The sequence below is a fragment of the Rhodopseudomonas sp. P1 genome (genome assembly GCF_039642825.1).
Taxonomy (GTDB): Bacteria; Pseudomonadota; Alphaproteobacteria; order Rhizobiales; family Xanthobacteraceae; genus Rhodopseudomonas; species Rhodopseudomonas palustris_H.
In genome coordinates this window covers 2,303,479-2,313,179 of record NZ_CP088006.1, presented here as the reverse complement: position 1 = coordinate 2,313,179, position 9,701 = coordinate 2,303,479, and the positions used below count along the sequence as shown (strand labels likewise).

Here is a 9,701-nt window from a genome sequence, read left to right as displayed (position 1 = left end):
ACGACGACGCGTTCTCTACCGCGGCGCGGCAGCCGCAACGCCTCGTCTCTGGCTGATCTGCACGATCGCGTCGGATAGTCGATCGAGCGCAACCGGCAGCATCGCGCCGCCGCAGACCGTGAGCTGATCGGGAACAACGATCCGTCGGCTCGCCGGATAGGCCTGCTGGATCGCGGGATGCAGCAGCAGAGCCTTGCCCTGATCTTCAGCCACCGGCTGCTCTTCGGATACGAGTAAAAGGTCCGGCCGCGATGCGACGATCGCTTCAAGCGAGGCGAAGCCGCCATAGGCGAAACCAAGGTCGGACGCCGCATTCGACAGGCCAGCGGTCTGCAGCAGCGAGCTGAGCAGACTATCGCCGCCGGTCACCCAGCCGCGCCGCGATAGCGCCAGCACCCGGCCCTGCCACCGCGAGGCGGTGCGCCGTGCCCGCTCCGCGGCCTGATCGACCGACGCGATCATCGCGTCCGAGCGTTCAGGATGGCCGACCAGCGCGCCAACCCGCCGGATCTGCAGTTTCACCTCGTCGATCGTCCGCGGCACGTCGAACTCTTCGACCGGAATGTTCTGCGCGCGCAGCAGCTCGCGCGTGGCACGCTTGCCGTAGCGGCCGGCCAGCACCACGTCGGGTGCGAGCATCAACAGATCCTCAGCTTCACCGGACAGCCTCGGAAATCGCTCAGCCTCCTTGGCGAGCCACGACAGCCTCGGATCACGCGCATACGGTCCGAGGCCAGCGATCTGGTCGGCATCAGCCAGGGCGATCAGCAACTGATCGGTGCACATGTTGATCGAGGCGATCCGCTTGGAGGCGGCGAACGCCGGCGAGGCCAGCAAACCAACCGCGGCGACCATCAGCAACAAGCGGGAACGCCAGCGAGGCGCACGCCGGTCACGCAACGCGACGGGCGGCCGGACGCCGCAATGCGGCGCAATTGTTCTGTTCAAGACGACATCCTCCGCCGGCCCATCGCCGAACGAGTTGCACACCATGCACCGGCCGGTCTCCTGGCTCGCGGATATCCGTCGCGTCCGCCTTCCCGGCCGGTTCGGCCAGTGGCATTCAAGGACGCTCCGATCCGCCCACAGTTGCGAGGGCAGCTGCGGCATTGGGGCATCGCCCCGCACCGCATTCCCGTTTCACCTCTCTCAGCGAGAGGCACCGGTACACGTCTGGGTTAAGCACGTCGCCCAGCCCCCGGCAAGACGACCATCTTCCGCAGTCTTGCTGGCAAGCAAAAAGCCGGGAGGTGCAGTCAGGCACCACCCGGCTTGAACTTCACGGCTTCTCGCCGCCGGTTCGCTTACTTTCGCATCGGCGTGGTTGCGCCCGACTGGCCGTCCGAGCTCGGCGTCGTCGAATTGGTCGCGCCGTGGGCGCTGCCCGAGCCCTGACCACCACGATCGGAGTTCGACGGGCCGCCACCGCCCGCGCCGCCGCCAGCCGCGCCACCGGCACCCGCGCCTGCTCCACCGGCTCCTGCGCCGGCACCGCCGGCCCCGGCACCACCACCCGCGCCGCCGCCGGCCCCACCGCCGCCACCACCGCCTTGCGCCATCACTTGGCTTGCGCCAAGCGCCAGCACTGCGAGCACGGCCATCACTGTCGTCGTCTTCCGCACCATCATCGTCGCTCCTGTCATTGTTCTGATTGCTGAGTTGCGCAGAGGCCAACGGAGCTTCGGAGACGCCGTTCCTAACTAACCAGTCACGTCTTCAGGTCGCGGCGTTCCAGCCGAGCAACAGGAACAACCGACCCTGTTCGGCTTTTCCCCTCGCCATCAAACGACGAGGACCTGCAGATGAAAGCTCTGACCTGGCACGGCAAGAACGACATCCGCTGCGAGAGCGTGCCGGATCCGAAAATCGAACACGGCCGCGATGCGATCATCAAAGTGACGGCCTGCGCGATCTGCGGTTCGGACCTGCACCTGATGGACGGAATCATGCCGTCGATGCAAAGCGGTGACGTGCTCGGCCACGAGACCATGGGTGAAGTCGTCGAGGTCGGTTCCGAGAATACCAAGCTCAAGGTCGGCGATCGGGTGGTGGTCCCATTCACCATCTCCTGCGGCGAATGCTTCTTCTGCCAGCGCGGCTTCTATTCAGGCTGCGAGCGATCGAATCCCAACGCCAAGGCGGCTGAGAAGATGTGGGGCCATTCGCCCGCTGGCCTGTTCGGCTACTCGCATATGCTCGGCGGCTATGCCGGTGGTCAGGCCGAGTATCTGCGGGTGCCGTATGCCGACGTCGGTCCGATCAAAGTGCCCGATGGACTGACCGACGAGCAGGTCCTGTTCCTGTCCGATATCTTCCCGACCGGTTTCATGGCAGCGGACTTCTGCGATCTCAAAGGCGGCGAAACCGTCGCGGTGTGGGGCTGCGGCCCGGTCGGCCAGATGGCAATCAAGAGCGCCTTCCTGCTCGGCGCCGAACGCGTGATCGCGATCGACACGGTACCGGAGCGCATGGAGATGGCGCGGCAATCCGGCGCGATCGTGATCAATTTCATGGACGACGACGTCTACGACAAGATCCAGGATCTCACCAACGGCCGCGGTGCCGATGCGTGCATCGACGCTGTCGGCACCGAAGCCGCCGCAATGGCGAGCTTCGACTCGATGGTCGACCGCGTGAAGATGGCCACCTTCATGGGCACCGACCGGCCGCACGTGTTGCGTCAAGCGATCCATTGCTGCCGAAACTTCGGCACAGTGTCGATCGTCGGCGTCTATGGTGGGCTACTCGACAAGATCCCGATGGGCTCGGCGATCAACCGCGGCCTGACGATGCGGATGGCGCAGACTCCGGTGCAGCATTATCTGCCGCAACTGCTCGGCCGAATCCAAAAAGGCGAGATTGATCCTTCGTTCGTGATCACCCACCGCGCCACGCTGGAAGACGGCCCGGAACTCTACAAGACCTTCCGCGACAAGAAGGACGGCTGCATCAAGGTGGTGATGAAACCAAGCTGAGCGCGCTCAGCTCATAGAGCGACATGCAACGACTTCATCATGGCCGGGATCGCCCGGCCATCGTCGTTCTAGGAGGGACCGAGTCCGGCGGTTCAAGGCATCAACGCAAATGGCCGGGCTGAGCCCGGCCACAATCTTCCGATCCATCAGGATTACAAACTCAGGCCGCCTAGGCCTGAACGTAGGATCGTGTGACACTGTCGATGTTCTGGTCGATCCACGCCGCCATAGCTTCTTCTTCCTTCAGCGACGCCTGCAGCAGCGGCTTAGCCGAACCGAAGCCGGCGATGTCGGCGAGCGCCAATAGCGACTTGTAGGCGGCGATTTCGAAGTGCTCGAAAGCGTTGTTGGCGAAGGTGTTCTTCAGGATCTCATCGGGCATCACGGTGTGAGCCAGCGCGGCCATATTGCCCATGAACGACTGCGTGGTGTCCTTCAGCATCGAGGCGCTTTCGCCGCAGGCGGACAAGCACTCGTCGAGCCGCTTGAGCTGACCTTCGGTTTCCCGCAAATGCTGCTGCACCCGGGCCTTGACTTCCGGATAGTCGTCGAGCCGTTCGGACTGCCGCTCCATCATCTCCCGCGCCTGGGTCTCCATGGCGTGAGCGTTGCGCAGCCCGGTAACAAAGATCTCACGTGCGTCCTGAGCCATTCTTCAGTCTCCAGTTGAAATGATCGCGCGTTCAACGTGGCCGGATGTACACCGTTCCTATCGGAACCCGGCCTTCGTCTGCGTCATAGCTTCCAGAGATCGAACAGCATCTCCCGACTGACGAGATCGATCTGCTGACCGTATCGGGTGCGGTACATCGTCATCAGTGCGTCATGACCAGGGTCGGACGAGCTACACAGCGCATCCTCGACAAGCACGACGCGAAAGCCGAGATCGACGGCATCAAGCACCGTCGCGAGTACGCAGACGTCGGTTTCGGCCCCCGTGATCACAACGGTGCCGATGCCACGTTCGACCAGAAGCGATGCCAGAGGCGAATGCTTGAAGGCGGAGTACACCGGCTTGTCGATCACCTGCGCAGGCGGCACCAAGCGTTGCAACTCCGGTACCAGATAGAGCTGTTCCGGCTCCAGATTGGGCCGCAACGCAGCCTCCCAGCGCTGGTAGTAACGCTGCCACCGCCCCGGCCGCTGCTCCGGATGCTCGGGCGTGATGAACCGGGTGAAGATCGTTGATCTCGCATAATGGTCCGAGACATCCGCGACCACCGGCAGGACGCGCTCCATCCACGGCGTCTCCCACACACCGCCACGGGCGAAAATCCGCTGCATATCGACGCAAAGGTGGACAGCAGCCTCGATCGGCTCGGCCGGTGGCGGCTTGATCATGACGCAATCGGGCGCGCTGTGCGCGGACGCAGCTCGGTGATGGCCGCCAGGATCAGCGCGGCGATGCCGATCACGGCGCTGATCACCCCGACGAGGGATAGCCAGAGGAGGATGCCAAGGGCGAGCATTGCAACGCCAAACACCACGTCGAGCGCCAGATGCCACGGCATCGGCAGTAGCCGCACGACGCCCCACTCGTAATCGGTGATCAGGCTGTAGAGGATTCCCGCGCAGCCCACCGCCGCGAACACCCAGCGCAGGCCGCCCTGCTCACCGGCCATGAACGGCAACGCCAGCACCAGCACCGACACCAGATAATCGATCGCGCCGTGAAGGCGGGTCGGGATCACACGCAAGTCGCTCTCCATCGTGGATACGCAAAGAACCGTCGGCCTCCGACCACGTTCCAATCCGGCGCTTAGGCTGAGTTGGAACGCTGCACCATCGGCATCGTTGGCGGGTGAGCCCGATGGAGACCACACCGATGACTTCTGCCTCCTTGCAAATGACGCCAAGCGAATCCCGCCGGCTCGCCCGGTTCCTCGGATGGGTGTCGCTCGGCCTCGGCACCGCAGAGGTGCTGGCGCCGCATCGTCTCGCCCGCGCGCTCGGCATGGAAGGCAACGAGCATCTGCTGCAGCTCTATGGCGCACGAGAGATCGCCTCGGGCGTCGCCATCCTCACCACCGAGTCGCCCGCATCGGTTTGGAGCCGGGTCGGCGGCGACGCGCTCGATGTCGGCACGCTGGCGCTGCAGCTCCGCCGCGACAATGCCAAACGCGGCAACGTTGCGCTTGCCCTCGCGGCGGTTGGGGGCATCACCATGCTGGACTGGGCCTGCGCGCAGGCGCTGACCGACGATGCCCGGCGCCGCAACGGCCACGCCTCGGAGGCCGCTTAGCTTGGACGCGCGCCCCGACCACAACAACGGCACCGTCACCGCTCTGGTGTTCGCCGGCGGCCTCAGCCTCGCGGCCTATCACGGCGGCGCATTCGAGGCTTTCGCACAGCGAGCTCAGCCGTTGCACTGGCTCGCAGGCTCCTCAGCCGGCGCAATCACCGCCGCGCTGATCGCGGGCAATCCGCCGTCTCGTCGCGTCGCTGCCTTGCGCGAGTTCTGGGGCCTGGCCCGCGCTGAACCTACTTGGTCGCCACTCCCGCATCTGGAAGGCTGGATCAGCGCTGTCACGGCACATCTGATCGGCGACCCGAACCACTTCCATCCGAGGTTGCCGGCACTATTTGGCTTCCGCAGTCTTTACGATCTCGGACCGATGCGGCGCCGGCTCGCGCGGCTAATCGATTTTGAGCGCATCAATGGAGGCGAGCTGCGGCTCTCGATCGCCGCCACCGACGTCTGCAGCGGAGACCCGGTGATTTTCGACTCCCACCGCGAGCCGATCGCGCTTGACCACCTGCTGGCCAGTTGCGGCTTTCTGCCGGAGTTCGCGCCGGTGACGATCGGCGCTCGGACGCTGGTCGACGGCGGGCTGTCGCTGAATGCACCGTTCGATCCGATCCTGACCGAGTCCGAGGCGCCTCTGCGGCTATTTGTGCTGGATCTGTATGCACGCGACGACCAGCCGCCTGCCTCGCTGGAAGCGGCACTCGAACGTAAGAACGACCTGCTGTTCGGCAACCAGACCTACCTGCGTTTGAAGGACAAGATCCGGATCAGGGCGCTCGAGCGCAGCGCCGCGGGAGCAGCGGCGTTCCAGGACGAGATTACCCTGTTGAGCTATCGCGCCGGCCCGAACGAACCGGGTCCGGAGAAGAGCTTCAACTTCTCCCGGCGCGCTTTGGCGCAGCGGTGGCAGACCGGGTTCGACGACATGATGGCGGCCCTTGCGCCCAGCGCCCCAGCGATCGACGGACTCCGCGTGATCCGGCGTTTCACCGCACCTCCTCAGGCAGCGGCACTGCAGCGGGCCGCGCAATTCCGTTGAAGTTGTCTGCTATTCCGCCACCCCGAGCAACAGCTCAATCTCGCCTTGCTGCTCATGCCGGAAGCGTGCGCCGTCACGGTCAGGCGGTTATCTCCGCCCGCACCTTGTTGATCGCCGCCACAGCCGCCCGGACATCCGCGGGATGCCCGTTTCAATCGCTGCGTCACGTACGCCTCAGCGCTTGGCGCTGCCGGGCTCCGCCATCTTGCGATGCTGGCTCGCCAGCACGCCGGACGGGATCACGTTGGCCGCCGCGGTCTGCAGCTTGTTCTTCCATCCGCTGACGACATCGCCCTCACCACTCATCATCGCGTCGAACCCGATCCGGGCGACCTCGCCGGCATTGTCCTTGTCGGCAGTACCAACCGCCGTATCCAGCATGTCGGCACGGCGGAAGAACTCGGTGTCGGTGGCACCGGGCATCAGGCAGGTGACGGTCACCTTGGTGTCTTTCAGCTCGTCACGTAGCGCGAAGGAGAACGAGTTCAGGAACGACTTGGTGGCGTTGTAGATCGCCTGAAAGCTGCCCGGCGTGAAACCGGCGATTGAGCCGGTGATCAGGATCCGCCCGGCGTTCCGTCGGCGCATCTCATTGCCGATACGGTGGACCAGCAGCACCGTGCCGGTGACGTTGGTGTCGATCACCTTGCGGGCTTGCTCGATGTCCTGATCGAGATAGGCGTGTCCGAGCCCGCGGCCGGCATTGGCGATCAATGCATCGACCGGCCGTCCTTTGGTCGCCTCCGCCAGCCGGTCGACGCCCTGCTGGGTCGACAGATCCACCTGTACCGGCTCGACCGAGACGCCGCCAGCGCGCAGCTCGGCGGCAGCCTTTTCGATCTCTGGCTCATCCGCAGCGATCAGCAGATCGAAGCCTGCTTGGGCGCAGCATTTGGCGAGCTCGAAGCCGATGCCGGTGGAAGCTCCGGTGACGACGGCGAAGGGACGTTGTTCGGTCATGACATGCTCCGATGGTTTCGCGGTCAACCGGCGCCACCATCGGCCGTTCCTCGCCGCCAGCTCGGAACCAGCACAGCGGACGCCGCTTGTCGCGACGGCAACCTGGAGCACATCGTCTTGGCGCGGATCTTGATCGGCACATCGGGATGGCACTATCAGTCGTGGCGCGGGCCGTTCTTCCCCGACGGCTTTCCGATCAAGCACCAGTTGCAGTTCTACGCCAGCCAGCTCGCCACTACCGAGCTCAACGGAGTATTCTATCGCACCCCGACGCCGGCCGCCGTGCGATCATGGCACGACCAGACCGGCAAGAACTTCGTGTTCGCCTGGAAGGCCTCGAAGTTCATCACGCATTGGAAACGGCTGTCGGAGAAATCCGCCAACAGCCTCGCGCTGATGGAAGACCGGCTGGCGCTGCTAGGCGATAAAGTCGGTCCGATCCTGTTTCAATTGCCACCGCAGTTCGAAGTCGACACTGGCCGCCTACGCGACTTCCTGCCGATGCTGTCCGCGCGCCGACGTTACTCCTTCGAATTCCGCCATCCGAGCTGGTACACAGCGGAGGTGTTCAGACTGCTGCGCGGTGCCAACATCGCGCTGTGTCTTTCGGATCACCACGACGCGCCGGCGCCGTGGCAGCGCACCGCAGATTTCGTCTACATCCGTGGACATGGTCCGGGCGGCCGTTACAAGGGCCGCTATTCTGTCGCGACCCTGGAACACTGGACCAAGCGCGCCACAGGCTGGAAGCGCGCGGGCCACGACGTGTATGTCTATTTCGACAATGACCAGAAAAGCGCAGCGCCGGGCGACGCGCTGCGGCTTCAGGCGATGGTGAAGGCACATCGGCGCTGAGTTTTCAGCCGAATACGCCCAGCAGCCAAGCCACGATGGCGATCACCGGAACCACGGCAACCGCGATCATCAGCAGCGGCGCAGGTTCATTACCGGTGCGTTTGGCGTCGAGCTTGTCGTCTTCCATGGTGTCCCTAAGTGCCGAAACGGGCAGTTGTTCCTGTGGCGAAGCGAGTTCAGCAACCTCCAGGAACGCCCCCGATCGCCTCGCGTTCACGGCACAGGAGGATCAACCATGACCAAGCGACCACCAATTCCGCCGGACAATCGCAGCCCTAAGGGCCCGGGCACCGATCCCATTTCGGCGCCACACGATGATCGCGGCGTCCGCGACGTCGATGCCGAGCGCGGCCAGCGCGACAACATCGAACAGAACACCCACAACCAAGGCTATCGGCAAGATCGCTGATCGGCCTCACACATTGAGGAAGCCCACATGGCGAACCGTGCTCGCCTGACGCATCCGACCGACACGCCGATCAACGGCCGCGAACCGTCGTTCAGTGAGGACGATATCGCTCGCGAAGAACTCGGCTCGACCACCGACGGCAGTCAGCAGGAGCGCGATCGCATGACGCCACAGCGTGCGAAGAAGACGCCGCGGAACGACGACCCCGGCCATACGGCTTGAGTCGTTTTGTCTCTTCGCACGGCCCGCCTCGCGTCGGCCAGGTCAATATCGCTCTATATCCTATGATAAAGACTACGGGGTCACGGCTCGCTACTCTGCGCTGCCGTGATCGTCAGTGAGAGTGAACCGCCGATGCGAACTGGCTTCGCATTCACCAATTTGGCCAATCGTCTCACCAGTCTTGCGGAGCTGTCCGACCAGGACCTCGAACTGCTTGCTGGCATGCCTGCCACCATTCGGCATCTCAAGCCGCACGAACGCCTCCGCCAAGGTGAACGCTCCGACGACTGTTGCGTCGTGCTGCAAGGCTATCTGTGCTGGCGCGAAGGCGACCGCGGAGATGCGTTGATCACGTCGATCCACGTTCCCGGCGACGTGCCGGATTTACACACGATCCTGGCACCGAGCCGGCAGGCGACGCTGAACGCACTCGGCCCCGCCGTGGTGGCGCTGGTGCCGCACGCCTTCTTCCGGTCGATCGCGGCGCAGAGCCGCCAGATGGCGCATGCGCTGGCGATGCTGGCGCTGGCGGACGTCTCAGCGTTGCGGAACTGGGTGGTCAATCTCGGCGCCCGCGACTCGCTCACCCGCGTGACACATCTGCTGTGCGAAATCGCCACGCGGCTGCAGGCGGTCGGCCAGGCGCGCGACTACTGCTTCCCCTCGCCGTTCACACAATCGGATCTCGCCGCGGCTTGCGGCATTTCGGCGGTTCACGCCAACCGCATCATCCAGGATCTGCGCCACAGCGCGTGGCTGCACTGGCGATCGAAGACGATCACCATCACCAATTGGGATGCGCTGGTGCAAGTCTCCGGGTTCACCCCGGACTATCTGCATCTGCGCCGCGTCCCGCACATCGAACGGTCCTGCGAAACGATCCCTCATCGCATCGCCGATCGCGGCAATCAGATCGCGACTCTTTAGCCCGCTCCATCGATGGGGGGCGCATTTTCTTCGGGCCGGTTTGCGGCCCAAGCTCTGATACGTGAC

Annotated in this window: 14 protein-coding genes and 1 riboswitch; of the genes, 7 read left to right on the top strand and 7 right to left on the bottom strand. The window is 64.4% G+C overall.

The features are described from left to right. Positions 1-15: 15 nt before the first annotated feature. Both LRC39_RS10735 and LRC39_RS10730 read right to left on the bottom strand, forming a co-directional pair. Positions 16-855, bottom strand: coding sequence for an ABC transporter substrate-binding protein (locus LRC39_RS10735; RefSeq protein WP_430624943.1), 840 nt, complete (start codon positions 853-855; stop codon positions 16-18). Between the two features lie 126 nt (positions 856-981). Continuing rightward, positions 982-1,182: riboswitch (cobalamin riboswitch) on the bottom strand. A gap of 122 nt (positions 1,183-1,304) precedes the next feature. After that, on the bottom strand, positions 1,305-1,628 hold the full coding sequence (locus LRC39_RS10730) for a hypothetical protein (protein ID WP_346297234.1): 324 nt from the start codon (positions 1,626-1,628) through the stop codon (positions 1,305-1,307). Between the two features lie 174 nt (positions 1,629-1,802). Between LRC39_RS10730 and LRC39_RS10725 the strand changes: the two genes are divergently transcribed. Next, a complete protein-coding gene (locus LRC39_RS10725) occupies positions 1,803-2,975 on the top strand; it encodes a zinc-dependent alcohol dehydrogenase (RefSeq protein ID WP_346297233.1) in 1,173 nt (390 codons plus the stop codon). A 169-nt stretch (positions 2,976-3,144) separates the two neighbouring features. On the opposite strand, the gene LRC39_RS10720 is transcribed toward LRC39_RS10725, so the two are convergent. The 3 genes from LRC39_RS10720 to LRC39_RS10710 all read right to left on the bottom strand — a co-directional run bounded on the left by LRC39_RS10720 (position 3,145) and on the right by LRC39_RS10710 (position 4,672). Beyond that, entirely contained in the window at positions 3,145-3,627 is a 483-nt protein-coding gene (locus tag LRC39_RS10720) for a ferritin-like domain-containing protein (protein ID WP_346297232.1), read from the bottom strand. Positions 3,628-3,710: 83 nt separating this feature from the next. Next, on the bottom strand, positions 3,711-4,316 hold the full coding sequence (locus LRC39_RS10715; RefSeq protein ID WP_346297231.1) for a cysteine hydrolase family protein: 606 nt from the start codon (positions 4,314-4,316) through the stop codon (positions 3,711-3,713). After that, complete coding sequence (locus LRC39_RS10710; protein ID WP_346297230.1) at positions 4,313-4,672, bottom strand: hypothetical protein; 360 nt, start codon at positions 4,670-4,672, stop codon at positions 4,313-4,315. Before LRC39_RS10710 ends, LRC39_RS10715 begins: the two co-directional genes overlap by 4 nt. Positions 4,673-4,800: 128 nt before the next feature. Between LRC39_RS10710 and LRC39_RS10705 the strand changes: the two genes are divergently transcribed. Further along, the gene (locus tag LRC39_RS10705; RefSeq protein WP_346297229.1) at positions 4,801-5,217 is read left to right on the top strand and encodes a hypothetical protein; all 417 of its coding nucleotides are present in this window, start codon (positions 4,801-4,803) and stop codon (positions 5,215-5,217) included. Position 5,218: 1 nt separating this feature from the next. Next, positions 5,219-6,262 (top strand): patatin-like phospholipase family protein, encoded by a 1,044-nt coding sequence (locus LRC39_RS10700; RefSeq protein ID WP_346297228.1) that lies wholly within the window; start codon positions 5,219-5,221, stop codon positions 6,260-6,262. Positions 6,263-6,436: 174 nt separating this feature from the next. Here the strand turns inward: LRC39_RS10700 and LRC39_RS10695 are convergent, their stop codons facing one another. Continuing rightward, complete coding sequence (locus LRC39_RS10695; RefSeq protein WP_346297227.1) at positions 6,437-7,222, bottom strand: SDR family NAD(P)-dependent oxidoreductase; 786 nt, start codon at positions 7,220-7,222, stop codon at positions 6,437-6,439. 117 nt (positions 7,223-7,339) lie between these two features. Between LRC39_RS10695 and LRC39_RS10690 the strand changes: the two genes are divergently transcribed. Next, positions 7,340-8,077, top strand: a complete 738-nt coding sequence (locus tag LRC39_RS10690; protein WP_346297226.1) for a DUF72 domain-containing protein — start codon at positions 7,340-7,342, stop codon at positions 8,075-8,077. Between the two features lie 4 nt (positions 8,078-8,081). Here LRC39_RS10690 and LRC39_RS10685 read toward each other — a convergent pair whose 3' ends face one another. Beyond that, on the bottom strand, positions 8,082-8,204 hold the full coding sequence (locus tag LRC39_RS10685; protein ID WP_346297225.1) for a hypothetical protein: 123 nt from the start codon (positions 8,202-8,204) through the stop codon (positions 8,082-8,084). A 108-nt stretch (positions 8,205-8,312) separates the two neighbouring features. Here LRC39_RS10685 and LRC39_RS10680 point away from each other — a divergent pair, with 108 nt between their 5' ends. The 3 genes from LRC39_RS10680 to LRC39_RS10670 all read left to right on the top strand — a co-directional run bounded on the left by LRC39_RS10680 (position 8,313) and on the right by LRC39_RS10670 (position 9,635). Continuing rightward, positions 8,313-8,486 carry a hypothetical protein gene (locus tag LRC39_RS10680; protein ID WP_346297224.1) on the top strand — a complete coding sequence of 58 codons (174 nt, stop codon included), beginning with the start codon at positions 8,313-8,315 and terminating at the stop codon, positions 8,484-8,486. A 27-nt stretch (positions 8,487-8,513) separates the two neighbouring features. Next, entirely contained in the window at positions 8,514-8,708 is a 195-nt protein-coding gene (locus LRC39_RS10675; protein WP_346297223.1) for a hypothetical protein, read from the top strand. A gap of 132 nt (positions 8,709-8,840) precedes the next feature. Beyond that, complete coding sequence (locus LRC39_RS10670) at positions 8,841-9,635, top strand: Crp/Fnr family transcriptional regulator (RefSeq protein WP_264055189.1); 795 nt, start codon at positions 8,841-8,843, stop codon at positions 9,633-9,635. Positions 9,636-9,701 lie beyond the last annotated feature (66 nt).